The organism is Brevibacillus ruminantium, assembly GCF_023746555.1.
Taxonomy (GTDB): domain Bacteria; phylum Bacillota; class Bacilli; order Brevibacillales; family Brevibacillaceae; genus Brevibacillus; species Brevibacillus ruminantium.
Window position 1 is genome coordinate 1,061,536 of the sequence record NZ_CP098755.1, and the last position, 24,506, is coordinate 1,086,041.

The window sequence follows — 24,506 nt, forward strand, 5'->3', positions numbered from 1 at the left end:
CACGTTTTCTGTAAGAGTTAAAGGGTGAATGTGAAACTGTTCAGGGGGGAAACTACGTGGCCCGTTTGTTGATTGTAGACGATGCGGCGTTTATGAGGAGAATGCTGGCCGACATGGTTGCCGGAAAACATGAGGTATGCGGAGAGGCAACGACAGGACGGGAGGCCATCGAAAGATACAAGGAACTGCGGCCCGACATCGTCACGATGGACATCACCATGCCCGAAATGCAGGGGATTGATGCGATGCGCGAGATACTTGCGATTGACGAGGAGGCCAAGGTTCTGATCTGTTCGGCGATCGGCCACCGGCAAAAGGTGTTGGAAGCGATGAAACACGGCGCACGGGATTTCGTGGTCAAACCCTTTCAAAAGGAACAAATTCTGGACGCAATTTCACGACTGGTGTGAGGAGAGCTAGAAGCTGCCTTCGACGGAAAAAGGCGGCTCTTTTTTATTTGCTTTTTATGAAGCATGGGCGTCTTTCCGGTATAATAGAGGAATAGCCTCACACGAGTGATAAGAGGGTGGAGCTGTGTCCAATCAACTGAACTTTTTTCAAAACTATCAGCATGCGGATATTGATGAACTGGCCGACGTGATTGGGGAGCTTTTGCAGAACCCGATTACCATCGAGGACTCCGACCACAAGCTGATCGCCTACAGCTCACACAGCGAAAGTACCGACCAGGCCCGATCGTCGACGATCATGAGTCGGCGGGTGCCCGAAAAGGTGCTGACCCGGCTGTGGAAGGATGGCGTTTTTCAGGAATTGCTGACAAAAGAGGAGCCGGTTCATATTCCTGCCAAGGATGAGGTTGGGCTGGGCAAGCGAGTAGCGATCGCCATCCGCAAGGGAAATGATGTACTCGGCTACATCTGGGCGATTGAGGTGAACCGCCCCATTACCGAAGCGGATGATGAAATCTTGCGCCAGGCGGCACGCGCTGCTGTTTCCCGTCTGATTCAGAGGCAGGGAAAGCGCAAGGCGGAGGAACAACGGCGAAAAGAGTTTTTATGGGAGCTGTTGTTGGGCAATCACTCAAGCGATACCCTGATCCGTCAAAAAGCAGAGAGTCTGCAAATGCAGCTGTATGCACCGTATCTGATCTGTGTGATGGAGGCTGCCGGGACGAGACTGGAGCAGTACCTCTATCCGCTGCTGATGCGGGACAAGATGCTTTGGGTTGTGGATGGCAACCAAATCATCCTGTTGGTCGGCCATACAGGAACAGGCAAAAAGCAGGAGGAGCTGCTGGGACGAAAGATGGAGCAGTTTCTCGCCGATTCGCTTGGCAAGCTGGAATCACATGAACGGCAGGGCCCGGTCACAGCCGGTTACGGACGCAGCTACAAGGCGTATGCCGACATTGTGAAAAGCTACCAAGAGGCACTGCATGCACTCAAGATCAAGCGGCTGTTTCCGCGCGAGACTGAGGGCTTGCACGGATTTCACGAACTGGGAATCTACCGCTACCTGATCAAGCTGAAACAGTGGGATGAGGAACAGGGTTACGAAAATGAGAGATTGGCAAGGCTAAAGCGCTATGATGCAGAAAATCAAACAGCGATGACCGAAACGCTGGAAGCCTATCTGGATACGGCCGGAAAAGTAAACGTAACTGCCAATCGGCTGCACATCCATATCAATACACTCAGCTATCGACTCAAGCGAATTGAGGAAATCATGCAGGTCGATCTGGAAGATATGAATCAACGGGTGGCTCTTTATCTCGAGTTGAAGCTGGATAAACTAAATGACGAACGCTAGTTCTTTGTGGATTTTCACAAATAGTAGGAAGGCAAGATTAAGGGAATCCCCAAGGAAAGTCAGTCTAAAATCGCTGTACAATGAAGATAATCTCGTTATTTGGCATTTGCAAAAGGAGGACTTATACAATGATTGTAGGGATTCCCAAAGAGATTAAGAACAATGAAAATCGCGTAGCCATCACACCAGCAGGTGTAGCGGCACTGGTGCAAAATGGACATTCTGTCCGGATCGAAAACAGCGCAGGTCTTGGCAGCGGTTTCACCAATGAAGATTACACGGCAGTAGGTGCCGAAATCGTCGCTACCGCAGCAGAAGCATGGGCAGCCGACATGGTGATGAAAGTAAAGGAACCGCTTCCAAATGAATATGGCTTTTTCCGTGAAGGACAAATCCTGTTCACGTATCTCCACCTCGCCCCTGAGCCGGAATTGACTCGTGCGCTGGTTGAGAAGAAAGTGGTTGCCATCGCATACGAAACGATTCAATTGGACAACGGCGCATTGCCGCTTCTGATGCCAATGTCAGAAGTCGCAGGACGCATGTCCGTACAAATCGGCGCACAGTTTCTGGAAAAGCCATACGGCGGAAAAGGCGTACTCCTCGGCGGCGTTCCTGGTGTGCCAAAAGGTGAAGTGGTGGTCATCGGCGGCGGAATCGTCGGTACCAACGCAGCGAAAATGGCAGTGGGCCTCGGTGCCAATGTCACCATCATTGATGTAAACGCTGATCGCCTTCGTCAACTGGATGACCTGTTCCAGGGCCGTGTGCAAACATTGATGTCCAACTCCTTTAACATTGCAAATGCCGTGAAAAAAGCAGACCTTCTGGTTGGCGCAGTATTGATCCCGGGTGCTCGCGCGCCGCGTCTGGTTACCGAAGACATGGTCAAAACCATGGCTCCAGGTTCCGTCATCGTCGACGTAGCCATCGACCAAGGCGGTTCGATCGAGACCTGTGACCGCATCTCTACCCATGACAATCCGACCTATGAAAGACACGGGGTCATCCACTACTCCGTGGCCAATATGCCGGGGGCAGTTGCCCGCACGTCTACGCTGGCCTTGACAAACGTAACCGTACCATATGCGGTTCAACTGGCCAATAAAGGCTACCGTCAAGCGATCCTGGATAACCGTCCGTTGTCCAAAGGCGTAAACGTCATTGATGGAAAAGTGACGTACAAGGCAGTGGCGGAAGCACATAACCTGCCCTATGTGGCACTCGATGAAGTTTTGATGGTGAAAAACTAAGCCATTCTTTTGTAAAGTCGACAATCATACATTTACAGATCAACTGCCTGCCCTGCTGAATCGGGGCAGGCAGTTATTTATATTCTCAGTCAAATCCGGTTATTGATACCAATCCAGTTTCATCTTCCTGAATCGACCAGAGTTACGCTTACGGTGACATCGGCCAGGGCGTTGTTCGGGAGGGGAGAATCAAGCAATCTCTGCCAAGTGAAAAAAGAATCTCTCATTTTGTTCGCCTCTCTCCAAAAATGTGATATGCTACTAGGCAGAATAAACGCAGTGAGGAGTGCAGCGATGTATCAACTAGTGCGGAAATTCCTGTTTCAGATGGACGCGGAAGAGGTTCATGAAAAAACCGTCCATCTCCTCAAAATGGTGGAAAAGTCGCCTGCAGCGAAAAGTTTGTTGAAAATGATGTACCAGGTTCGCGACCAGCGCCTGGAGAATCAGATTTGGGGATTGAAATTTCCCAATCCTGTCGGGCTGGCAGCCGGCTTTGACAAAAATGCAGAAGTTTATCACGCCCTTGCTGCTTTGGGCTTTGGCTTTGTAGAGGTAGGAACGATTACTCCCCAGGGACAGCCAGGGAATCCACAGCCCCGGTTGTTCCGGCTGATGGAGCATCAAGCGATCATCAACCGAATGGGGTTCAATAATCTGGGAGCGTATCTGGCCTCCCAAAACCTGATTGATTACGCCTATGCGGATGTTCCGATCGGGATCAATCTCGGGAAAAACAAGATCACGCCAAATGAAGAGGCAGCCCAGGATTACAGCAAATGTCTGGACATGCTGTATCCCTATGGTCACTATTTTGTGATCAACGTCAGCTCGCCCAACACACCCAATCTGCGCGATTTGCAGGAGACGGAGAGTTTGCGTGCTTTGATCCGGGCCATCCGGGAGAAAGCGGCAGAGCTGCAGGGCCGCGGAGTCGCTGCCAAACCGATCCTGTTGAAGGTAGCGCCAGACATGGCAGACGAGCAGATGCGCGATGTCGTTCAGGCAGCCGTGGAGGAAGGTCTCTCCGGGATTATCGCGACCAATACGACGCTCTCCCGCGAGGCCGTACAAGACCATCCCCGTGCCGATGAGGCAGGCGGACTCAGCGGCAGGCCGCTGGAGGAGAGAGCGACGGCTTGGGTAAAAGAAATCTATCAGGAAGTGGGCGACAGGGTTCCAATTATCGGGGTAGGCGGCATCTTTACAGGCGAGGATGCGTACCGCAAGATTCGCGCTGGCGCCAGCCTGGTTCAGGTGTACTCGGGCATGATCTACCAGGGACCCGCGATCGTCAAAACGATTAATAAACAACTGCTTCGCCTGCTGGAACGCGATGGCTTTTCCCATGTGAAAGAAGCCATCGGTGCAGATGCTCGTTGATCCTTTTTCTTTTGCAAGGGATCGTATATAATAGAGCAATCAACTACGAATTTTCGGAAAAAGACAACTGAATCTATGCAGACAGGTGCCCTTATCTTGATAAGGGGTAACAGGGAATCGGGTGCAAATCCCGAGCGGTCCCGCCACTGTAACCAGGGGAATGCTCTTTTATCCTGCAGCCACTCATCGATCCGATGGGGAAGGCAAAAAGAGCGTGTTGATCCGGAAGCCAGGAGACCTACCTAGCTGCACACCCAAAATGCCTTCGAGGAAAGGAGAGGTGAGCCGAGACAAAAACGACTGTCCCAAAGTGTCGTTTGTTGTGGTGTGCCAGCTCATCCGTTCCGGGTGAGCTTTTTTGATGCAACCACAGCTTTGTGGACTTGCGGTGCAAAAGAGTGAAATAAAATGCAAAAGAGGGAGGGTTCTGGATGAAAGGGAGACGGACACGATCAAGTTTTCTGTTGATTGCCGGCTTGATGATCTATTTTTTGCTGAATACGCCGGAAACCGGACATGCCATGCATATCATGGAGGGATACTTGCCGGTAGGGTGGTCGCTGTTTTGGTGGGCTGCGTTTCTGCCATTCTTTTTCCTGGGTTTGCGCTCCATTCGGCGAATTGTCAAGGAACGCCCGGAGTTTAAGCTGCTTTTGGGCGTAGCCGGGGCATTTGCTTTTGTGCTGTCAGCGCTGAAAATTCCCTCGGTGACGGGCAGCAGCTCGCACCCGACCGGTACGGGCCTGGGCTCCATTTTGTTTGGCCCATGGGTGATGGCGGTTTTGGGCAGCCTGGTACTGCTCTTTCAGGCGCTTTTGCTGGCCCACGGCGGGTTGACTACGCTGGGAGCCAACGCCTTCTCCATGGCCGTCGTCGGACCGGTTGTCGCCTACGGTGTCTATCGATTGGTGGCAGGCAGACTGGGCAAACAAAAGATCGGCATTTTCCTGGCTGCTGCACTGGCTGATCTGAGCACCTATCTGGTTACCTCTGTTCAGTTGGCATTGGCTTTTCCGGCTGCCTCAGGCGGAATCGCCGCTTCCTTTGCCAAATTTGCCGGAATTTTTGCTCTCACACAAGTGCCGCTGGCGATCAGTGAGGGGCTGCTTACCGTGCTCGTATGGAATTGGCTTCAGGCGTACAATGGTCAAGAACTGACGCAGCTCAGGCTGCTGAAAAAGGAGGGCTAAGCGGTGAAGCGTTGGACAAACTGGGTGCTGCTGCTGTTGGTCGCCGTTCTTGCCGTCGTTCCGCTGGTATTGGTAAAGGATTCCGAATTCGCCGGGGCAGATGGCGCGGCGGAGGAAGCGATAACGGAAATGGCTCCCGATTATGAGCCGTGGTTCCAACCTCTGCTGGAGCCTCCTGGCGGTGAAACAGAGAGCTTGTTATTTGCTCTGCAGGCCGCTCTTGGCGCGGGTGTGATCGGTTATGCCATCGGAGTGTACCGCGGCCGGCTCCAAAATGGGAAAGAATGATTGGACGCATTGACACGCTGGCATACGGAAGCAGACTGCGCAATCTTCCGCCCGTGCACAAGCTGCTGTTCGCCATCGGGGCGCTGGTGCTGGCGCTTGTCAGTCATCCGCTGGTTCAGGCCCTGCTTTTCGTCTGGATGAGCCTCTGGATTACGGTGTATGCCCGTGTGCCCTGGCGGATCTATGTCCTGGTTGTGAGTGCATCGCTGGCCTTTTTGCTGGCAGGAGCGCCTGCGCTGCTCATTGAAATTGCAGGGGGGCAGGAATGGAGCCCGACAGACAGTGTCTGGGCAAGCTGGCAGCTTGGAGGCTGGGTCTTCTATGTGACAGAGGCTGGACTGACAAGAGTAGGGATTCTGGCAGCGAGATCGCTAACCGCGCTTTCCTGCTTTTCCTTTCTGCTCTTTACCGTTCCGTTTGCCGAAATTCTGCAGGTACTGCGAAAAATAGGAGTTCCCTCCATTTTGACCGATCTGATGATGATCATGTATCGCTTTGTCTTTGTCCTGCTGGAGACTGCAGAGCAGATGTGGACGGCGCAGAAGGCAAGAGGAGGGCATGGCGGGCTGAGTGAAACGCTGAAGGATGCAGGGAGATTGGTCTTTCAGTTGTTCACCCGTTCGATGATCCGCTATCGACAGATGTACATCAGCATGACGGCCAGAGGATTTCTCGATGATTTCCGGGTGATCGGCTATTCCACGCATGTCCGTTCCAAAAGATATGAATCGGAGGCGGTGGCTGGTTTATTGCTGCTGCTCATGCTGGAATGGTGGACAGGGGGATGAAAGATGTGAATGCCAAAGCGACTGCCAGTGAGACAACCGAGCTGCTGCGATTCTCGGACGTCCGCTACACATATCCGGGAGCGGGTCACCCCGCGCTGAGCGGCCTTTCGTTGACAGTACCGCAGGGGAAAAAATGCGTACTGCTGGGTCACAACGGCTGTGGAAAATCCACGCTGTTTTTGCATGCAAACGGCATTCTCCGGCCGCAGCACGGAGAAGTTCTGTGGAAAGGGAGTCCGATCGGAAATGACCGCGCCTCCCTGTTTGCATTGAAGCAGAGAATCGGTCTGGTATTTCAGGACCCGGAACAGCAGCTGATTGCGACGACAGTAGCAGAGGACCTCTCCTACGGCTTATGCAATCTGAAGCTGCCCGATGCGATGATCCGTGAGAAGCTGGAGGGCGTGATGGAGCGCTTCCAAATGACGGAGTGGGCAGAAATGCCCCTGCATCATCTAAGTTTGGGACAGAAACGGCGAGTCGCCCTTGCAGGTGTAATGGTGATGGAGCCGGAGCTGCTTTTGCTGGATGAACCGACGGCTTACTTAGACCAGGGACAAACGCAGAGCTTTGTCCAGGAGCTGGAGCGGATTCATACTGCTGGCACTACGATTCTCATGGCTACACATGATGTTGACCTTGCCTTTGCGTGGGCAGACTGGATATTTGTCATGGAAAAAGGACAGCTGGTGCTGGAAGGAGTGCCGGAAGCTGTATTCTCCGACAGGGACAGACTGGCAGGACTGCAGCTCAGGATACCGGCTGTATACGAGGTCTGGCAGGCTCTGCCTGATGCTTTGCGGGAACAGGTGGATGCGGACTGTATTCCCCGAACCTCCGCAGAGCTGGCGGCGAGATTGCGAGCTGTTTCCAACCAAGCTGACCGGTACGAAAGTGTTGTCATGCAAAAGTAATGCAAATGTTGCCATCCCCCCTTTTTGATTCCTTTTTTCGCAAGGGAGCCACCAGCGGGGGATTTTTTGTACTTTCGGAAAGAAAAACTAAGGCTTTCGCTATTGGATTTGGCGATAAACCAAGTTTTTCCTTATACTGTTTTAGCGCGCTTTGTTTCGCGGTTTGCCTTTAAACAAATCACGCCATATCAATTGTTTCATCGATTCCCTCCCTTCCTCCTTGCCGTTGGTCTTCGGCCTGATGGCAAACAGACCCACAATCGCTCCCAAGAGAGTAAGTCCAGCCAACAACCCAAACAAAACAAAGGGAGAACCCCCCATCAATACGGAAACAACGGGCGGACCGGCAGCGACACCGATAAATCTCATACTGCTGTAAAGCGAGCTGATCGTCCCGCGCTGTTCTTTTTCAATGCCTGCGGTAATGAAGGCGTCCAGACACGGCAGCGAGGCGCCAATCCCTACGCCTGCCGCTACGAGGATCAGGATCAAAAAAGAGAGGGTCGCTACATAACCAGCCAGAAAGACAGCCAGCGCAGCGAACAGCAAGCCTGTAAACGTCAGCCACTTCATCAGCTTCTTTTTGTCCCCGATGAACTTGCCAGTAAGATAAGAGGCAATGCACAAGGCCCCGAGCGGGATCGCCAGAAGCAGTCCCTTCACGACACCGTCGATCCCGTACTTCTCTTCCAGCGTGGTGGACAGGTAAAACAGCACACCAAAAAGGACAAACATGCAGATGCCGCCCAGGGTGAAGACGGCCAACAGCCATTTTCCCTTTTGCTTGAAAATTTCTCGGACATCGTGGAGAAAAACGCCAAACTTTTTGGGCGTTTGCTGTTTGGGCGATTTTAATAAAAAGAGGACCAGCAGGATTGATATGGCACTGAAAACAGGGATGGCCAAAAAGGGGAGATACCACAGGAACGTTGCCAGAAAGGCTCCCAGTATCGGGCTCAGCACTTTGCCAAAGGTATTGGCTGTCTCGATCACGCCAAGTCCGCTGCTGACCTCCTCCTCCCTGTAAAACATGTCTCCAATCAGTGGCAGGACGATCGGAGCAGAACCGGCAGCACCTGCGCCCTGCAGCATCCTTCCCAGCAAAATCAACCAGTAGGAATCCTGAAACATCATGGCAGACACTCCAGAGATCAATCCTCCCAGGGCGGTAATGATCAGACTGGGGACAATGACCTTTTTCCTTCCGAACTGGTCGGAGAGGTAGCCGGCAAGCGGGATAAGCACAATTGCTACGGCGGAGTAAACCGTAATGATCATGCTGATTTGAAAGGAAGAGACGCCCAGTTTTGTTTGCAGGGTAGGCAAGATCGGGATCAGCATCGAATTGCCCAGGGTCATGATCAGGGGAATGGATGCGACAGAGATGAGATCCAATGTTTTGTCAGACTGCACCAGGCTTCCCTCCGAGGGTTATCTTTGCATCGATCATATTGTGGGTTGTTCTGTTCTTTTTATACACAACCAAAAGGATCGCTATACTTGGCAAAAAAAAGCCTCGCCCGGCCGCTTGCGCCAAGCGAGATTTTTATCAGCGCAAAGACAGGACGAGAGAGGAAGAGGTTTTTACAGATCGTAGTACAGCTCGTATTCCTTCGGATTGACAGTGCGTTCCACCTGTTGAATCTCACTGCGCTTCCGCTCGATCCAGGCATCGATTACTTCGCGGATAAAGACATCGCCCTCCAGCAGGAAGTCACTGTCGTTCTCCAAAGCGGTCAATGCTTCCGAAAGCGAGCCCGGTGCGCTCTTGATGTCTGTTTTTTCTGCAGGGGAGAGGTCGTAAATGTTTTTGTCAAGCGGACCGTAGCCCAGCTCACGCGGGTCCAGCTTGCGTTTGATTCCATCCAGTCCGGCCATCAGCATGGCGGCGAAAGCGAGATACGGATTGGCTGTGGAGTCAGGCGTGCGGAATTCAATCCGGGAGGCCTTCGGAGTCACAGCCGCTACCGGAATCCGCACGGCTGCCGAACGATTTCCTTTGGAGAAGACCAGATTTACCGGTGCTTCATAGCCCGGCACCAGGCGCTTGAAGGAATTGGTGCTGGGATTGGTCAGCGCGATCAGCGCAGGCGCATGGTACAGGATACCGCCAATGTAGTGGAGAGCCATTTCACTTAAGTTGGCATAGCCGCCTTTTTCATAGAACAGCGGGGTATCGCCTTGAAAGAGGCTTTGATGGACATGCATACCGCTGCCGTTGTCGCCGACGATTGGCTTCGGCATGAAGGTGGCTGTTTTCCCATGCTTGGCCGCTACATTCCGCACAATGTATTTGAACAAAAGCAGGTTGTCAGCGGTCCGCGTCAGTGTGTCAAAACGGAAGTTGATCTCTCCCTGACCGGCAGTGGCTACCTCATGGTGATGACGCTCCACTTTGAGCCCGGCCTGTGTGAGCAAGGAGCACATTTCGTTTCGGATGTCTGCCTGAGAGTCCGTTGGTTGAACGGGAAAATATCCGCCCTTGTTAGCCACTTTATAACCGAGATTTTTCCCTTCCTTGCCGGTATTCCAGTACGCTTCCTCGGAATCGATGTGAAAAAAGGAGCCGGTTGGACCAGAAGCGTAACGGACGTGGTCGAACAGGAAGAACTCCGATTCCGGGCCAAAATAAGCGGAGGTGGCAATGCCTAGCTGCTCCAGGTAGGCCTCTGCTTTCAGAGCGATACCGCGTGGGTCACGGGCATAGGGCGTACCATCGGGATTGTAGATGTTGCAGACTATGTTTAATGTTTTGGCTTCGACAAATGGATCGAGGAAGGCGCTGGATGGGTCAGGCAACGCCACCATGTCACTTTCTTCGATTCCCTTGTAGCCAATCAGGCTGGAGCCATCAAAAGCAACACCATTCGTGAAAGTGTCCTCGTCTACAGCGTAGGCAGGAATAGTGACATGGTGTTGACGGCCAAGCAAGTCTACGATGCGAAAATCAACATATTCAACATTCTCCACTTCAACAAGGGATAATACGCTTTTCAAATCCACACAGACCACTCCAATCACGAATGTTTATTTAGGTAATTACCGTAACGTGCGACTTTGTTTCACTTTTCTATTTGTGATTATAGAATTTGAAGGGCAAAAGCGTCAAGAGGTTTTATTACATTGTATGTCAGTATTTCTAACATGATATTGCAGGGTTTTGTCTTCGGTTCCTTTTTTGTACAATATAGACAAACTATTTTGAACAAAAGGGTGGAGGGTTTTCGATGAAAGTGTTGATTCTGGGAGCCGGGGCGGTAGGCGGTTATTTTGGCGCGCGATTGGCTGAGGCTGGAAAAGATGTTACCTTTCTGGTGAGAGAGAGAAGAAGAGAGCAATTGCGTGAAAGAGGATTGCGGGTACAGAGTGTGCACGGAGATATCCATCTTCAAGAGCCGCAGCTCATCGTGGCAGGCGAAGAAACAGGGACCTATGATGTCATCCTGCTTTCCAACAAAGCCTACCACCTGTCGGACAGCATGGAGTCGATCGCTCCTTATGTCGGGGAAAATACCATGATTCTGCCCCTGCTCAACGGTATTGCCCATATGGAGCAGCTGTGGGAGCGATTCGGACGTGAGCGCGTTCTGGGCGGCCTGTGCTTCATCGAAACCACGTTAAACAGCGACGGAGATGTGGTTCAGACCAGCCAGACACATGAAGCAGTGTTTGGCGAGTGGAGTGGCGGTGAAAGCGAGCGCATTCACCTGCTGAAAGAAACATTCGCCGGCACGAAGGCTACGATCCGGACCAGTGCAGACATCCAGCGCGATATGTGGCAGAAATACCTGTTCATTACGACGCTGTCCGGGATTACGACCCTGATGAATTCTGCTGTCGGGCCGATTCGCGAGGCCGTCTACGGACTGGAGCTGACACGGCAACTGTCTGAAGAAAGCGCGTCTGTCATGCGAAAGATCGGGGCCCCGATCGACACAGACATTGTGGACAAGCAAATGAAGATATTTATGAACCAAGGCTATGGCATGAAAGCTTCCATGCTTCGCGATATGGAGAAGGGATTGGAAGTGGAGGCAGACCATCTGCAGGGCTACCTCATCCAGAAAGCGGATCAATTGGGAGTAGCGGTGCCGCTGCTGAAGGTCGTGTACAATAATCTAAAGGTGTATGAATTGAAGCGGGCGGCAGACAAATAAGGTATAATGGGTGCAGGAGTGGCCACGCCAAAAACTGAGCGAAGCCAAGTTTTCTTATTGAGGAGGGGTATTTGTGGAAGTCATCAAGATTTCCCCCCGCGGCTATTGCTATGGTGTCGTTGACGCCATGGTACTCGCGCTGAAAACAGCCCAAAACTTTGATTTGCCTCGTCCCATTCACATTTTGGGAATGATTGTGCACAATGCTCATGTTGTGGAGTCTTTTGAGAAAATGGGCGTCAAAACCCTGGATGGGGAAGATCGTCTTGCCCTCTTGGATCAAATAGACGAAGGAACCGTCATTTTTACGGCCCATGGTGTTTCGCCGGAGGTTCGTAAAAAGGCGAGTGAAAAAGGATTGACCGTCGTGGATGCGACATGCCCGGACGTGACAAAAACGCATGATTTGATCCGGGAAAAGGTTGCAGATGGCTACCATGTCATCTACATTGGCAAAAAAGGCCATCCGGAACCGGAGGGAGCGATCGGGATTGCCCCGGATCGGGTTCATCTCGTTCAAACCGTTGCGGAGGTTGAAGCGTTGTCCGTCCCGCATGAAAAGCTGATCGTCACCAATCAGACAACGATGAGTCAATGGGATGTCAAGCACCTGATGGATGCCATCGTCAAACGCTTTCCGCGGGTGGAGATACACAACGAGATTTGCCTGGCCACACAGGTGCGGCAGGAGGCTGTAGCCGAGCAAGCAGGAGAGGCTGATTTGACGATTGTCGTCGGCGACCCGCGCAGCAACAACTCCAACCGTTTGGCGCAAGTCGCTTTCGAGATTGCCGATGTACCCGCGTACCGTATCGCAGATTTGTCAGAACTGGATCTGGAGTGGCTGAAGGGGAAAAAGAAAGTAGCTGTCACCTCAGGTGCATCTACTCCGACACCGTTGACGAAGGAAGTCATTCAGTTTCTGGAGCAGTATGACGAGGAGAAGCCAGAGACCTGGGAAAAGAAGAGAACCGTCAATATGGAGAAGATTCTCCCATCTGTAAAATAGGGTTGACCACGAAAAAAGGCGAGCATACGCTCGTCTTTTCTTGGTCAGACAGAACTTTTTAGGAATTCTCCATCCTCTAAGCGATAGTAATAACTGACTAACTTTATGCCGATTGAATAAGAGCGGAGCAGTGGTGAGAAGAAGCATGTTTCCCTGCTCAGCTCCGTATTCCGCCCGCATAGATGTATGGACTGTCCGCTCCTGGGGGATTCGCGGGGGAGACGCAAAAGCCGCATCGCTTCGACGTCATCCCAAGGTTGCGCTCCTTTTTCCCGCGAATCCCCCCTCCGCTGGGGCAGGGCTCCACAGTCGCACCGCAGGGAAACATGCTTCTTCACGATACCGGGCTTTTTAAAAACGTGTAGGTGGAACAATGATGAAAGAATTGAGGATCACAAAGATCAAAACCCAGGTCAAACAAAGATGATAATAACTATGTAAGCAAAATGAAAGCGATAAAGAACAGTGTTATTCGAGGTATACAATTATACATATGCTCGTTCAAAGGTGAAAAAATGATCATTCGTGGACGGGTAATATGATTGATTGAGCCTTTCATCTGTGTCAAACAGAGGTGTCGTAAGCTATTCAACTTCAATGATCCTGAATTTTATCAATATTGATCCTGGATTTCATTCATAATAGCCTACCTTTTCATGAAAAACGAAAAACGATCTGCATTTAAGCAAAAATTCCCTTTCTTTCCATCATTATAAAAAACACGAAGAAGCAGTATGTATGGAGAAGAATCATGTTTCCCTGCGGTGCGACTGTGTAGCCCAGCTCAGCGGAGCAGCGGCTGGCGGGAAACAGGGCCGCAACCTTGGGATGACCCCGAAGCGTTACTGCTTTTGCGGACCCCCGCCAGACGCTGTGGAGCGGACAGTGAATCCTCCCTGCAGGGCGGAATACGGAGCTGAGCAGGGAAACATGATTCTTCTCACCGCAGCACCGTATCGCGAACAGAGTCAGGGGCTGCCTCAAAGCAGGTGAACAATCAAATAGACTGAAAGACAGAAAAAAACATCCAAATTTTCCGCATATTTTTCGCCAAATCACGAAGGAGGACCCTATGAAAGGCAACGCTGGTCGGCACATCAGTCTGAGCGCGCTCTATCTGTTTATCTACTACGCATACGGAGCGTTTTATCCGCTGATTACCCAGTATTATCAATCCATTCAGCTATCGGGCACCCAGATCGGCATCATCAGCGCCGTGACGCCAGTAGTCTCGATGATCACACAGCCAATCTGGGGAATGATCTGCGACCGGTTTCATATACGCAAACCCGTCCTGATGGTCACACTGCTCATCTCGGGCCTGCTGGGACTTTTTTTCCCAGCCATCTCTACGTTTGCGTTTGTCTTTCTGTTGTACATCCTCCTGTCCATCTTCCAAAGTGCGCTGGTTCCAATCTCGGACAGCATGGCTCTAGGGTATGCCAAACAGCATAACCTCCAGTTTGGGGATATTCGTCTTTGGGGAGCAGTCGGATTTGCTCTGGCAGCTTTGCTGACAGGCATTGCACTGGAGAAATGGGGAATCTCCAGTATTTTTCTCTCCTACTGTACGGCCTTGCTGCTGGCAGGACTCTTTTTGAGAAAAATACCGGATTACCTCGAGCCGGGAGCCCGCATCAAAGTGGGCATGCTGCAGGGAGTGAAAGAACTGTTGAAGCTGCCCCGGTACGTCCTTTTTCTGGTGGCGTCCTTCTTCATTTACGGGGCGATTAACGCACATAATATCTGGTTTTCTCTCTACTACCAACATATCGGCGGCTCCATTGCAGGGGTAGGGCTGGCTTTCATGCTTTTCGCCGGCAGTGAAGCGCCCTTTATGAAGATCGCCGGTTATATTGTAAGACGCTACGGTTTGGAACTGACGATTATCCTGGCAGCTTCGGTTTCGGCCATGCGCTGGCTGTGGTACAGCTCTGCTCCAGGGACGAGCTGGGTCATCGCGTTCTTTTTCATGCAGGGTCTGTCCGTCGGCTTTTACCTGGCGACAGCTTCCCAGTTTGTCCGGGATAATACCCCAGCCTCGTTGCAAGTAACGGCCTTGTCCTTGTTTGTTTCCGTTGGCAACGGACTCGGGGCCATGACGTGCAATCTCGTCGGCGGCATGATCAAAGACGCTGCATCCATTCTGGAGACGTATTTATTCTTTGGGATTGTGACCCTGGTCGGATTGGTGCCTTTGCTCGTGATTCGCTATGGTCCCTGGAAGCAGCAGGTCTTTGCTCCGAGCAGCCAGTCTTGAACAAACGGCAGCCTCAGCCCGGAAAGACGGGGGAGCCTTTGCGTGAGACGCAAACTTCTAATTGATGATCAGAATGCCTTGATACCCTGTTTCCGGGTACCCTGGTGTATTTGAGACAAAGGGAAATTGACCTTCCTTGGCAGCAGCGAACTGCAAAGTCGTTGATTGGCTTGGTTTCAAATCAATTGACGATACGTTGAGCTCCTGGATAACCAGGTTGTGGGGACGGATATCTGTATTGATGATGGTTAGGGAGACGATCTCGCCTTTTCGAGCCGTCAGCTTATTGGGTAAAAAACCGGCATTGGAGATCGTGACGGTTTGCATCCGCTGGACAGATGCGGGAGCGGCAGACATCCAGTATTGGTGATGAATGACGAGCAGTCCCAAAATCAGCGCCAACGCAAGAAATGGATAGCGTAGCAGTCTGAACCGTTGACGTGTCATGTCCCTTCAGCTCCTTCGCGAGCAGGATATTCGTAGAGATGCTACTAATATCCTGCCCTGGACCTGATTGGGATAAACAAGCGATCTGTTCCGGTTTAGAAGAACAACTCACCCAGCAGCGACGTCGCCATGTACAAGGCAATTGCCCAAATGATCAGGGCGGAAATGATATTCATGCCCCGGAGCAATTTTCCCGATGGGTCAAGACGACCGGCTCCTCTGCCAACGATGGCGAGTGAAAGGAACCACAGCCACGAGACCAGGATGCAGGTGAGGGCGAACCCCCATTTGAGTGAATCTGAATACTGAAGAGAGCTGGTGCCGATGACCCCGATTGTATCCAGAATCGCGTGCGGATTTAACAGGGATACCGAAGCGGCAAAGACGATCTGGCGTCGTGGTGTGAAGCGCTCCGCTTCCTGTTTGTCGATAGTCGGCTTGCTTCGCCAGGTAATGAAGCCCATGTAGGTCAGAAAACAGACACCGACCGCAAACAGAATGGTTTTTAACCAGGCAAAGGTAAGTACGACCAGAGAAACACCCAGCACGGCCAGCAATATCAGCAGGGTGTCGCAAAGAGCGGCTGTAATCACGACAGGCAATGCCCGCCAGAGGGTAGGTTGTACGGCGCCCTGATTGAATACAAAAACATTTTGTGCACCAAGCGGCAAAATAAGGCCGAGTGCGAGCATGAATCCATGTGCCATTGCTTCCCACATGAGGGGAACCTCCTTTTCAAAACAACCTCAATTACAACCATCAGGGTACATGAAAATGTACGACAAGTCTCCAGCCAATTGGTCTACCTATTACCCAACCAATCTCATGACACATCAAAAAAAGGGAAAATGGGGAGGAGGGATGATAAGATATGCTGAAAGCGGGCCTTCCGGCAGATTGGAAGCCGGACAAGAATGCGGATCAACCGGTTTATGTGCAGATAATCGAGTATATAAAAGAAAAAATTGCCAGTGGGGACTGGCCGGTCCACAGCCGCCTGCCAACGCAGAGAGCCATGGCCGATACTTGGGGGGTCAACCGCAGCACCGTAATTACAGCGTTGGATGAGCTGAAGGCAGAAGGCCTGATCGAAACGGTTGCGGGGAGCGGCTCGATTGTCAGCAATAATACATGGTCGCTTCTCGCTTCTGCTGCTCCTCCTGATTGGATGAGCTATGTGCAAATGGGCGAGCATCCGGCCAATTCACAAACGGTCCAGGCGATCAATACCTATGAAAACGATCCATCCATCATCCGATTGGGGACAGGAGAGCTGACACCTGCACTCTTGCCTTATCGGGAAATGGAGGAAATTCTCGGCTCGCTGCAGGGGAAGCTTCTCCATCTTGGATATTCGGAACCAAAAGGCTGGCTGCCGCTAAGGGAGGCGGTCAGTGCACATTTGCGGACAAGAGGAATTGAGGCGCCGCCTGACTCAATCCTCATCGTGTCAGGTGCCCTGCAAGCCTTGCAGCTTATTTCCCAGGGGATATTGCGCCAGGGCTCCGGAATTTTGCTGGAACGTCCGTCCTATCTGTATTCTCTCTCAGTCTTTCAGACATCGCGCATGCGTCTGCACGGAGTGCCCATGGATGAACAAGGGATTCGGCCTGAGACTTTGGCCAGACAAAAGCAAATGCGGGATGCGGCGCTTCTCTATACGATCCCGTCGTTTCACAACCCGACCGGTACGCTGATGTCAGAGGAGAGAAGGCGGCAGGTCATGGCCATTTGTGAAAGGGAGCGGTTGCCGATATTAGAGGATGATGCATACGGGGAGCTGTGGCTGGATGAACCAGCGCCTTTCCCGTTGAAAGCAATGGATCATCACGGGCTGGTTCTGTATGTGGGCAGCTTGTCCAAAACCTTGAGTCCGGGCCTTCGCATCGGTTGGATTGTCGGTCCTCAGCCCGTGATCGAGCGGCTGGCAGATGTAAAGATGCAGACAGACTACGGCACCAGTGCCTTTTCACAACTGGTGGCGGCCGAATGGCTGCGGGAAGGGCGTTACGAACGGCATTTGCAAGACATCAGAGCGTCCCTTTGCAAGCGCAGGGCGATTGCCATGAAAACTCTTCAGCGCTGGTTTTCCGATATAGCGGAATGGCAGGAGCCGAAGGGCGGCTTTTATATCTGGCTGCGTCTGAAGCAGGCAACATCCATGAAATCATTATTTTCCCGCGCGCTGGCCAAGCGAATTTTGCTGAACCCTGGATACATCTACGACTACGCCGATTCCTGGCATCTCCGTATCTCGTATGCTTACGCCTCAGAGGAAGAGTTGGAATCAGCACTGTATGAATTGTCACAATTGCTCCGTGCGTAAAAAGGGACATCCGGCTTTGGGCTGGATGTCCCTGTGCATATCCCCATCAATGGTAAGGAAACTGAGTAGAGTAACCGCTGAATTGCTGGTGAGCCTGCTGCAGCTTTTGCTGTTCTTCTGCTTCCAGCTTGTACCAGCCCTTTCGAAACATCAAGTCGTACATCTCACGGGCGCTCTGGTGCGTCTGTGTCAGGATTTGCAGCATATCCGCGTACAACTGCTGATGGCTTGCCTCCCGTACAGCAACATTGAGGCTGTCAGTCAGGTATTTGCATGTAGCCAGTCCGTCATTGAGAAAGTCCCGGTCATTCATCTGAGGACCTTTTACCTGCGGGAGCTGTCCCGTATGTGGGTTAGCGATCTGATTTTGGTTTGGCATCAGGTTCCCCTCCCTTTACTGAGCCTGGTTTTGCTGTTGCTGGGACTGCATTTGTGTCTGCGGGATGGTTGCCATCGCCGCTGTGTTGTTCACCTGCAGATGAGCAAGCAGCTTCTGGTAATGCTGCTGGTGCATCTGACCGGCTTTTTCCAACGCTTGCTTCACCTCTGGGTCCGTTACCTGCTGCGCGTAGAAGTGAAACTTTTTGAAGGCCAAGAGCTCCCAGGAAAGGGCGTCCTTCAGATAGCTGCAGTCTTTGGTTGTGATAACACGGGGCGGCTGAGGGATCGGTACTTGCGATTGCAGGGTAGAAGAAATGGTGGCAGGCATAGGTGTGCTCCTTTCATCCTGTTGATGGGCTACACATGTTTAGCATGGGCAACAGAGTTTGGATTATCCGCTATATGTGGCAGTAAAAATAACCGGCCAAAGGGATAAGCCTTCAGCCGGTTATTTGACGAGTTCTATCCCGGTAATTTTAATGTCGATGCTTGCAGGAGCAATATTTAAACAGTATGTCGCTTCCTCATGAAGTGCCATTTGCACCTGCTCGACCAGCGGGGGAATGGCGGTGCCAAAGCCAACCTTCACCGACAGGGCAACCGTCAGGCGCGGCAAATCCTCAAAGGTGTACGTGGTTTTGTGAATCTGGGTAATGGCGGGGAAACGGCCACACGTCACCTGTACGATTTTTCGCAGGACCTGCGGATGGATGATAATGCGTCCCCCGGCAAAGGAAGGATGGACGACCGTGGTTTCCCCGATAACTTCCTTTTTGGGAGAGAAAATCTGTTGAGCTGATGCAATCAGGCGCTGCAGCAAGTCTTTTTCCACTTCCACCCGGGGGATCGGAATCACGTGCTTGCCCATTGTCTCGCGAATGTATCGGGCCGCTTCAATCTCCTGCTGCGGCTTGATCGATTCGATCGGGATGAAGCGAACAGGCTCAGGCAGGGACAAGGCTTCGATGATCCGCGAGATCATCCGGCGGGATGTGCCCAAAATCAAAATCCGCCCGGGCTGCGTCATCTCAATGACCTTCCGCACTTCATCAGCGTGCTCCTGGTAATGAAAAATCGCCCGTTTGACGGCCTGAATTTTTGTCTTTTCATACTTGGCAGAAGTTCCTGCCAGCTTACGTCCTTGATAGATCAGTATCCCGTCATCGATGATGGCATCGATCTCCAGTTGGTGGGCAAGCTGGAGAGCGCTGGTGCTTTTCCCGGTTCCGCTTGTTCCGTAAAGGGCGTAGATCTCCATGGGTACTCTCCTTGCTTGGACATGTTTTTACCAGTATACACGAAAGTGGAGGGAAGCAGGAGCTGGTAATGGGATTCCCTTGTATGAAGGTACGGTTTAGCGGTACTGCGCCCCGAGCTCTCTGGCCCGTTCGGCAGCACGATGCACCGCTGAAACAATGGCTTGTTGAAACCGATAGGATTCCAGCACCTCTAATCCTGCCTGCGTGGTTCCGCCCGGACTGGTTACTTTTTTACGCAAAAGCGACGGTTCATCTGCGGAATGGAGCAACATCTGGGCAGCTCCCAGGAGCGTCTGGACGGTAAGCTGGCGGGCCATCTCGCGCGACAGGCCAGCTTCTTCACCGGCGCCCTCCATCGCTTCCACCAGGTAGTAAATATAGGCGGGACCGCTTCCGGAAAGACCCGTAATGATGTCCAGCTCCTCCTCCGCAACGGTATAGACAGAACCGATCGCTTCGAAGAGGAGAGTGGCGGCCTGCAATTGCTCAGCGGTCACGAACGAATTGGCGGCCAAACCGGTGACCGACAAACCGATGGCAGACGAGGTGTTGGGCATGGTTCGGACGATCGGACAATTGATGCCCAGCCACTCCTCGATGCAAGAGGTTGCGACACCGGCGATTACGGAGATAATCAACTGCTCCTTCCTCACTAGGCCTTTTAGGTTGAGGCAGGCTTCGGCTGCATCCTTTGGCTTCATGGCCAAAATCAGGATGTCGGATTCGGCAATCACTTTTTCCTTGTCAGCAGAAGCGGTGATGCCAAATTTCTTCGCCAAGAAGTCCAGCCGCTCCTGATCGCAGCGATTGGTGACGATGATTCTATCCGGTGCAAGTAAACAGTTTTTTCCAATCCCGGACAGCATGGCTTCGACGATTGAGCCAGCGCCGAGAAAACCGATGCGCATCGTCTGCAGGTTGATGGTGTGGCTACTCATGCTGAATCCTCCTTTATTTCTACGAGCCCAGACCTTCTTTTTCGCAACAAGAACGAATCAGGGGAGCCAAGCCCGTTGGCAGTAGTGAGCTTTTAACGAATCTGTCCGGAGCCCCGGACCAAGTATTTGCTCGTCGTAATCGCAATCAATCCCATCGGTCCGCGTGCGTGGAGCTTCTGGGTGCTGATGCCGATCTCTGCCCCGAATCCGAATTCACCACCATCGGTAAAGCGGGTGGAGGCATTGTGGTACACCGCAGCAGCGTCCACGCCAGAAAGGAATCGCTGTGCTCTCTGGGCATCCTCGGCGATAATCGCTTCGGAGTGTCCGGTACCGTGAATGCTGATATGCTCGAGCGCGTCATCCAGGCTGTCAACGGTGCGGACGGCAAGCGTCAGTTCGAGATATTCGGTGTCCCAATCCTCAGGGGAAGCGATCGCCAGCCGTTCAGCCAGCTCAGGATGAAGGGTGCGCGTCTTCTCGCAAGCACGCAGCGCGATCCCGGCCGTCAGCAGGCGAGAGAGCAGGGCAGCTTGCTGTTCCTGTGGCCAGTCTTTGTGCAGCAAAAGGGTTTCAGCGGCATTGCAAACACCTGGCCGGCTGGTTTTGGCATTCAGGATGATGGCCTCAGCCATGTCATAGGCGGCTGTCTTATCGATAAATACGTGACAATTACCGACGCCCGTTTCCAAAACCGGGACGGTAGAGGTCCGCAGGACTCGCTGAATCAAATTGGCGCCGCCGCGGGGAATGATCACATCGATCAGCGCATTGGCGGTACATAAGACGTCGACAACTGCATGGTCAGGGTAGGGGAGGTACTGAACCGCCTCTTCCGGCAGACCAGTTTCTGTCAATGCTTGACGGATGCACGCGGTGAGTGCGAGATTGCTCTCCAGTGCGCTTCTGCTGCCGCGAAGCACGATGGCATTGCCAGTCTTCAGGGCGATTGCGGCCGCGTCAACCGTTACATTGGGCCTTGCCTCATAGACCATTCCGATCACACCGAGCGGAACGCGTACCTGCTCGATTATCAGTCCGTTGGGCCGGGTCCAGCTTGTGATTACTTCTCCGACCGGATCGGTTTGCTCTGCCAACTGGTGCAGACTGTCGACCAAATCCTGCAGCCGCTCTGGAGTCAGACGAAGCCGGTCCAGATAAGAAGCGGGCTGGCCGTCCTGCTCGGCCCGCATCAGGTCCTGCTGGTTTGCCGCCAAAATCGTCTCTTGGCTTTGCAGCAGTTGCTTTCCGATTTCGTACAGCGCTCGGTCTTTTTCTTTCTGTGTCAAAAGTGACAAGCGCCGTGAAGCCTGTTTGGCCCGTTTCATTTGTTCCAGTGTTTGCTCTTTTATGAGTTGTTCCATTTTTCTCATCCCCCAATGTGCTTCGCACGATATTTCATCGTCTCTTTTGCAGCGGCGTTACGCGAGGAAGCTGGCTTCGGTCCATTGATCCCGGTGAATCACCGTTCCGCTTGGCTTCCCGTCTTGATGCGGGGACAGCAGCAGTTGCAGCTCGCTCGCGTCGTAACGGCTGACACCTCGGCCGATCAGGCTGCCATCATAAAACACATCAATGACTTCACCTTGCAAGAAGGATCCGTCCACATCGACGACTCCGGCTACCAGCAGACTGCCGCGATTCTTTAAAATGGCTTCCGCTGCCCCGCCGTCAACCGTGATCCGTCCCCGTACCGGGGAGTGCACCGCAATCCATTGCTTGCGTGTGGGCAGGGTGGGGAGGGAGCGCTTTTGCTTCTCTGCTTTGTAGTCGACATACGTGCCTTTGCCTTGCCCTGCCAAAACAGCGAGCAGGTCACCCGGCTCTCCCAGATGTCCGATAAAGCTGGGGACGCCCAGCTGCTGGGCTGTTTTTGCTGCGATTAATTTGGAGCGCATACCGCCCGTGCCCAGCTCAGAAGCCCCGCCGGCCAGCTCCTCCACGTCTTCCGTGATCGACGAGAGGTACGGGATGCGCACAGCGTCTTTATGGGTGCGCGGGTCTTTGTCGTACAGTCCGTCGGTGTCGGTCAGGATCAGATAGAGATCGGCGTGGACCAGTCCGGCCACCAAAGCACCCAGCATGTCGTTGTCGCCAAAGGTCAGCTCCTCAACCGAAACCGTGTCGTTCTCGTTAATGATCGGCAGCACCGTTTTCTCCAGCAGCAGCGAGAGGGTCTGGAAAGCATGCTGGTAACGGCCGCGATGGGAAAAATCACTGCGTGTCAATAATATTTGCGCAATTGTGATCCCATGAGCGCCAAAAAGCTGTGTGTATGTTTGCATCAACAAACTCTGCCCGATCGCCGCTGCAGCCTGTTTGGCCGCAAGAGTCCGTGGCCGTTGTTGATAGCCCAGTCCCTTAAATCCGCTGGCAACCGCTCCCGAAGAGACCAACACGACCTGATGGCCTGCTTGCCGAAGCTGGTTGACTGCGGAGACGAGCAAGGACATCTTGCCGGGGTCGCAGCCGCCTCCAAGCGCAGCCAGCGAGCTGCTGCCCACCTTTACGACCAGTCGCATCTTTCTCTTGTTCATCGTCTTGCCTCCTCATTCGTCAAAAAAAAATAAAAAACCCTTTCGTTCCTCGAAATAAGGACGAAAGGGTATCATTTACCTTCGCGGTACCACCTTACTTGACGACAGGAGCATCCTTTACGCTCACAGATCGTCCAGCTCTCTTTCTTTTGTAACAGGTGAAAGAAACCTGTCCAGGTCATCCCTAGCCGCTCTGGGGTGGGTTTCAAACCGGTTTCACGGGCGAAATTTCTCAGCCGCTGAATTTCGCTCTCTGGTCCGGACATGCGGTTTTACTGGTCCCCGTCATTGCCTTTGCGTATGTGCTTATTAATTCATAATTATTCGCATGGAGGGATAAAAATGTCAAGGGAATTATTCAAATTGCTCCTTGCCATATTCGCCTGATCTGGATTGAATCTCGTATTTCTTTGTTTTTTTGTCGCGCACGAGCGTGTAGTGAACCGTACGATCGGAAGCAAACGCAGGGGAAGTCGCCTCGGTCACTGTGACGAGCAATCCATCTGCCGCTTGTTCCACCGCGGTGTTGCTGTTTGCGATCAAAACGGGATACGTTGTCTTCGGCTCGGCGAGGTAAACTTTCCCCTTTACCTCTTTTGTCGACAGATGGTCGTACATGCGCTCCGCCATGGGACGTGCCCAGAAGCGCGAAAAATGAGCGACGATTTTTTCCCGGCTGTCAAAACGGGAGGGGAGCGGCCGATAGGTCATACCATCTTCTTGAATTGGCTTCCCTTTTTGGTTGTTCATGGCAGCGTAATAGAGATCCTCCCAGACATGCTCCGCTCGATTGAGGAACACGACTGTGTCGCTCTTGTTTTCCAGCTTCTGCACGGATTGCGTCTGCGTCTGGCCCTTTTTGGAGGTGGTTTTTGCCTTCCCCTTTCCCTTTTCGTTCTTCTGGGTGCCGCTGCAGCCAGCGAAAAGAGCAGCTACCACAAGCAAAATCAATATCTTTTTCATCTCTGCATCTCCATTCTCCAAGTTCTCTACCCCTAGGATGCCTAGGGTAGAGATCAGCCAATCGCGTTAAGTTTTTCCTGAAAGGACGCGGCTGAACCGGAACAGGAGAAACAGGAAACAGATAGGGGTTGTTTCTTCCCTGCAGTTACGGCTATCATGGAGAAAGCGATGAGTTCCAAAAATTGAGGTGGATATGAATGTTTGGTTTTGGAAAAAAGGCGAAGAAGCTTGACGGTACCGATGTATTGATTATCAAGACCGACGAGGCTTCCAGCCGTAACTTTTATCAGGTCGCTTTCCCCAGCCAATTTGCCAATGATATTGTTAGCATGTTGAAAAAATTGGAAAACTCTCCTGTGAACAAGCAGGAATACTTGGGGGAAATTGGCGGTTTTCGCATGGTGACCCATCTGGAGGCACTTACGGACATTACCATTCTGGATGATGCAGACATGGAAGGCCATCCTGTTCAAATTCAGGACTTTGCCAATATTCTACTGCGCAGACTGGAAGGACTGGAAGAGCAGGGCGTACTCGACGACAACGAGGATATCGCCTTTATCATGGGTGAACTGACGATGCTTCGCGACGGCAGCTTCATTCCCCAATCCTAAGTATCATTCGGGTACCATACGGGGAAATA

Annotated in this window: 25 protein-coding genes and 1 riboswitch; of the genes, 14 read left to right on the forward strand and 11 right to left on the reverse strand. The window is 52.4% G+C overall.

All coding sequences use genetic code 11. The features are described 5' to 3' along the window. Positions 1 to 56 precede the first annotated feature (56 nt). From NDK47_RS05155 to NDK47_RS05190, 8 genes are all read left to right on the forward strand, one after another. Positions 57 to 410 (forward strand): response regulator, encoded by a 354-nt coding sequence (locus NDK47_RS05155; protein WP_251873795.1) that lies wholly within the window; start codon positions 57 to 59, stop codon positions 408 to 410. A gap of 124 nt (positions 411 to 534) precedes the next feature. Beyond that, positions 535 to 1,770, forward strand: a complete 1,236-nt coding sequence (locus NDK47_RS05160; protein ID WP_251873796.1) for a PucR family transcriptional regulator — start codon at positions 535 to 537, stop codon at positions 1,768 to 1,770. A gap of 128 nt (positions 1,771 to 1,898) precedes the next feature. Continuing rightward, positions 1,899 to 3,023 (forward strand): alanine dehydrogenase, encoded by a 1,125-nt coding sequence (ald, locus tag NDK47_RS05165; RefSeq protein WP_251873797.1) that lies wholly within the window; start codon positions 1,899 to 1,901, stop codon positions 3,021 to 3,023. Positions 3,024 to 3,317: 294 nt separating this feature from the next. Continuing rightward, positions 3,318 to 4,406, forward strand: coding sequence for a quinone-dependent dihydroorotate dehydrogenase (locus NDK47_RS05170; protein WP_251873798.1), 1,089 nt, complete (start codon positions 3,318 to 3,320; stop codon positions 4,404 to 4,406). A gap of 66 nt (positions 4,407 to 4,472) precedes the next feature. Then, positions 4,473 to 4,666: riboswitch (cobalamin riboswitch) on the forward strand. 171 nt (positions 4,667 to 4,837) lie between these two features. Beyond that, entirely contained in the window at positions 4,838 to 5,596 is a 759-nt protein-coding gene (locus NDK47_RS05175) for an energy-coupling factor ABC transporter permease (protein ID WP_251873799.1), read from the forward strand. 3 nt (positions 5,597 to 5,599) lie between these two features. Continuing rightward, the gene (locus NDK47_RS05180; protein WP_251873800.1) at positions 5,600 to 5,884 is read left to right on the forward strand and encodes an energy-coupling factor ABC transporter substrate-binding protein; all 285 of its coding nucleotides are present in this window, start codon (positions 5,600 to 5,602) and stop codon (positions 5,882 to 5,884) included. Next, positions 5,881 to 6,672, forward strand: coding sequence for a cobalt ECF transporter T component CbiQ (gene cbiQ / locus NDK47_RS05185; RefSeq protein WP_251873801.1), 792 nt, complete (start codon positions 5,881 to 5,883; stop codon positions 6,670 to 6,672). The genes NDK47_RS05180 and cbiQ overlap by 4 nt, the downstream gene beginning before the upstream one ends. Further along, on the forward strand, positions 6,669 to 7,586 hold the full coding sequence (locus tag NDK47_RS05190; protein WP_251873802.1) for an energy-coupling factor ABC transporter ATP-binding protein: 918 nt from the start codon (positions 6,669 to 6,671) through the stop codon (positions 7,584 to 7,586). Before cbiQ ends, NDK47_RS05190 begins: the two co-directional genes overlap by 4 nt. A gap of 141 nt (positions 7,587 to 7,727) precedes the next feature. Here the strand turns inward: NDK47_RS05190 and NDK47_RS05195 are convergent, their stop codons facing one another. Both NDK47_RS05195 and glnA read right to left on the reverse strand, forming a co-directional pair. Beyond that, positions 7,728 to 8,999, reverse strand: a complete 1,272-nt coding sequence (locus NDK47_RS05195; RefSeq protein ID WP_305883373.1) for an MFS transporter — start codon at positions 8,997 to 8,999, stop codon at positions 7,728 to 7,730. 171 nt (positions 9,000 to 9,170) lie between these two features. Beyond that, positions 9,171 to 10,589 (reverse strand): type I glutamate--ammonia ligase, encoded by a 1,419-nt coding sequence (glnA, locus tag NDK47_RS05200; RefSeq protein WP_251873803.1) that lies wholly within the window; start codon positions 10,587 to 10,589, stop codon positions 9,171 to 9,173. 224 nt (positions 10,590 to 10,813) lie between these two features. Here glnA and panE point away from each other — a divergent pair, with 224 nt between their 5' ends. The 4 genes from panE (at position 10,814) to NDK47_RS05220 (ending at position 15,012) form a co-directional block, all read left to right on the forward strand. Further along, positions 10,814 to 11,743: a 2-dehydropantoate 2-reductase gene (panE, locus tag NDK47_RS05205; RefSeq protein WP_251873804.1), complete on the forward strand. Its 930-nt coding sequence runs from the start codon at positions 10,814 to 10,816 to the stop codon at positions 11,741 to 11,743. Between the two features lie 73 nt (positions 11,744 to 11,816). Next, on the forward strand, positions 11,817 to 12,752 hold the full coding sequence (locus NDK47_RS05210) for a 4-hydroxy-3-methylbut-2-enyl diphosphate reductase (RefSeq protein ID WP_251873805.1): 936 nt from the start codon (positions 11,817 to 11,819) through the stop codon (positions 12,750 to 12,752). A 738-nt stretch (positions 12,753 to 13,490) separates the two neighbouring features. Further along, complete coding sequence (locus NDK47_RS05215; protein ID WP_251873806.1) at positions 13,491 to 13,745, forward strand: hypothetical protein; 255 nt, start codon at positions 13,491 to 13,493, stop codon at positions 13,743 to 13,745. 79 nt (positions 13,746 to 13,824) lie between these two features. Continuing rightward, the gene (locus tag NDK47_RS05220) at positions 13,825 to 15,012 is read left to right on the forward strand and encodes an MFS transporter (RefSeq protein WP_251873807.1); all 1,188 of its coding nucleotides are present in this window, start codon (positions 13,825 to 13,827) and stop codon (positions 15,010 to 15,012) included. A gap of 57 nt (positions 15,013 to 15,069) precedes the next feature. Here NDK47_RS05220 and NDK47_RS05225 read toward each other — a convergent pair whose 3' ends face one another. Together NDK47_RS05225 and NDK47_RS05230 are read right to left on the reverse strand one after the other, a co-directional pair. Continuing rightward, positions 15,070 to 15,459, reverse strand: coding sequence for a cupredoxin domain-containing protein (locus NDK47_RS05225; protein ID WP_251873808.1), 390 nt, complete (start codon positions 15,457 to 15,459; stop codon positions 15,070 to 15,072). A gap of 95 nt (positions 15,460 to 15,554) precedes the next feature. After that, a complete protein-coding gene (locus NDK47_RS05230; protein WP_251873809.1) occupies positions 15,555 to 16,178 on the reverse strand; it encodes a LysE/ArgO family amino acid transporter in 624 nt (207 codons plus the stop codon). Between the two features lie 152 nt (positions 16,179 to 16,330). Here NDK47_RS05230 and NDK47_RS05235 point away from each other — a divergent pair, with 152 nt between their 5' ends. Next, entirely contained in the window at positions 16,331 to 17,785 is a 1,455-nt protein-coding gene (locus NDK47_RS05235) for an aminotransferase-like domain-containing protein (RefSeq protein ID WP_251873810.1), read from the forward strand. Positions 17,786 to 17,831: 46 nt separating this feature from the next. Here the strand turns inward: NDK47_RS05235 and NDK47_RS05240 are convergent, their stop codons facing one another. The 7 genes from NDK47_RS05240 to NDK47_RS05270 form a co-directional block, all read right to left on the reverse strand. Next, complete coding sequence (locus tag NDK47_RS05240) at positions 17,832 to 18,164, reverse strand: spore coat protein (RefSeq protein WP_251873811.1); 333 nt, start codon at positions 18,162 to 18,164, stop codon at positions 17,832 to 17,834. 15 nt (positions 18,165 to 18,179) lie between these two features. After that, on the reverse strand, positions 18,180 to 18,494 hold the full coding sequence (locus tag NDK47_RS05245; protein WP_251873812.1) for a ferritin-like domain-containing protein: 315 nt from the start codon (positions 18,492 to 18,494) through the stop codon (positions 18,180 to 18,182). A gap of 120 nt (positions 18,495 to 18,614) precedes the next feature. Further along, entirely contained in the window at positions 18,615 to 19,424 is an 810-nt protein-coding gene (locus NDK47_RS05250) for a nucleoside/nucleotide kinase family protein (protein ID WP_251873813.1), read from the reverse strand. A gap of 96 nt (positions 19,425 to 19,520) precedes the next feature. Continuing rightward, positions 19,521 to 20,363 (reverse strand): pyrroline-5-carboxylate reductase, encoded by an 843-nt coding sequence (proC, locus tag NDK47_RS05255; RefSeq protein WP_251873814.1) that lies wholly within the window; start codon positions 20,361 to 20,363, stop codon positions 19,521 to 19,523. Positions 20,364 to 20,455: 92 nt separating this feature from the next. Beyond that, positions 20,456 to 21,727, reverse strand: a complete 1,272-nt coding sequence (locus NDK47_RS05260) for a glutamate-5-semialdehyde dehydrogenase (RefSeq protein ID WP_251873815.1) — start codon at positions 21,725 to 21,727, stop codon at positions 20,456 to 20,458. Positions 21,728 to 21,784: 57 nt separating this feature from the next. Then, positions 21,785 to 22,900: a glutamate 5-kinase gene (gene proB, locus NDK47_RS05265; RefSeq protein WP_251873816.1), complete on the reverse strand. Its 1,116-nt coding sequence runs from the start codon at positions 22,898 to 22,900 to the stop codon at positions 21,785 to 21,787. Between the two features lie 354 nt (positions 22,901 to 23,254). After that, positions 23,255 to 23,863 (reverse strand): IseA DL-endopeptidase inhibitor family protein, encoded by a 609-nt coding sequence (locus tag NDK47_RS05270; RefSeq protein ID WP_251873817.1) that lies wholly within the window; start codon positions 23,861 to 23,863, stop codon positions 23,255 to 23,257. 197 nt (positions 23,864 to 24,060) lie between these two features. Between NDK47_RS05270 and NDK47_RS05275 the strand changes: the two genes are divergently transcribed. Beyond that, the gene (locus NDK47_RS05275; protein WP_251873818.1) at positions 24,061 to 24,477 is read left to right on the forward strand and encodes a hypothetical protein; all 417 of its coding nucleotides are present in this window, start codon (positions 24,061 to 24,063) and stop codon (positions 24,475 to 24,477) included. Positions 24,478 to 24,506 lie beyond the last annotated feature (29 nt).

Bases quoted from the DNA above. Each gene is read 5' to 3' on its own strand.
- ald (WP_251873797.1), top strand. From the start codon at position 1,899: ATGATTGTAGGGATTCCCAAAGAGATTAAGAACAATGAAAATCGCGTA.
- NDK47_RS05170 (WP_251873798.1), top strand. From the start codon at position 3,318: ATGTATCAACTAGTGCGGAAATTCCTGTTTCAGATGGACGCGGAAGAG.
- NDK47_RS05175 (WP_251873799.1), top strand. From the start codon at position 4,838: ATGAAAGGGAGACGGACACGATCAAGTTTTCTGTTGATTGCCGGCTTG.
- cbiQ (WP_251873801.1), top strand. From the start codon at position 5,881: ATGATTGGACGCATTGACACGCTGGCATACGGAAGCAGACTGCGCAAT.
- NDK47_RS05190 (WP_251873802.1), top strand. From the start codon at position 6,669: ATGAAAGATGTGAATGCCAAAGCGACTGCCAGTGAGACAACCGAGCTG.
- panE (WP_251873804.1), top strand. From the start codon at position 10,814: ATGAAAGTGTTGATTCTGGGAGCCGGGGCGGTAGGCGGTTATTTTGGC.
- NDK47_RS05215 (WP_251873806.1), top strand. From the start codon at position 13,491: ATGGAGAAGAATCATGTTTCCCTGCGGTGCGACTGTGTAGCCCAGCTC.
- NDK47_RS05220 (WP_251873807.1), top strand. From the start codon at position 13,825: ATGAAAGGCAACGCTGGTCGGCACATCAGTCTGAGCGCGCTCTATCTG.
- NDK47_RS05225 (WP_251873808.1), bottom strand. From the start codon at position 15,459: ATGACACGTCAACGGTTCAGACTGCTACGCTATCCATTTCTTGCGTTG.
- NDK47_RS05230 (WP_251873809.1), bottom strand. From the start codon at position 16,178: ATGTGGGAAGCAATGGCACATGGATTCATGCTCGCACTCGGCCTTATT.
- NDK47_RS05235 (WP_251873810.1), top strand. From the start codon at position 16,331: ATGCTGAAAGCGGGCCTTCCGGCAGATTGGAAGCCGGACAAGAATGCG.
- NDK47_RS05240 (WP_251873811.1), bottom strand. From the start codon at position 18,164: ATGCCAAACCAAAATCAGATCGCTAACCCACATACGGGACAGCTCCCG.
- NDK47_RS05245 (WP_251873812.1), bottom strand. From the start codon at position 18,494: ATGCCTGCCACCATTTCTTCTACCCTGCAATCGCAAGTACCGATCCCT.
- NDK47_RS05250 (WP_251873813.1), bottom strand. From the start codon at position 19,424: ATGGAGATCTACGCCCTTTACGGAACAAGCGGAACCGGGAAAAGCACC.
- proC (WP_251873814.1), bottom strand. From the start codon at position 20,363: ATGAGTAGCCACACCATCAACCTGCAGACGATGCGCATCGGTTTTCTC.
- NDK47_RS05260 (WP_251873815.1), bottom strand. From the start codon at position 21,727: ATGGAACAACTCATAAAAGAGCAAACACTGGAACAAATGAAACGGGCC.
- proB (WP_251873816.1), bottom strand. From the start codon at position 22,900: ATGAACAAGAGAAAGATGCGACTGGTCGTAAAGGTGGGCAGCAGCTCG.
- NDK47_RS05270 (WP_251873817.1), bottom strand. From the start codon at position 23,863: ATGAAAAAGATATTGATTTTGCTTGTGGTAGCTGCTCTTTTCGCTGGC.
- NDK47_RS05275 (WP_251873818.1), top strand. From the start codon at position 24,061: ATGTTTGGTTTTGGAAAAAAGGCGAAGAAGCTTGACGGTACCGATGTA.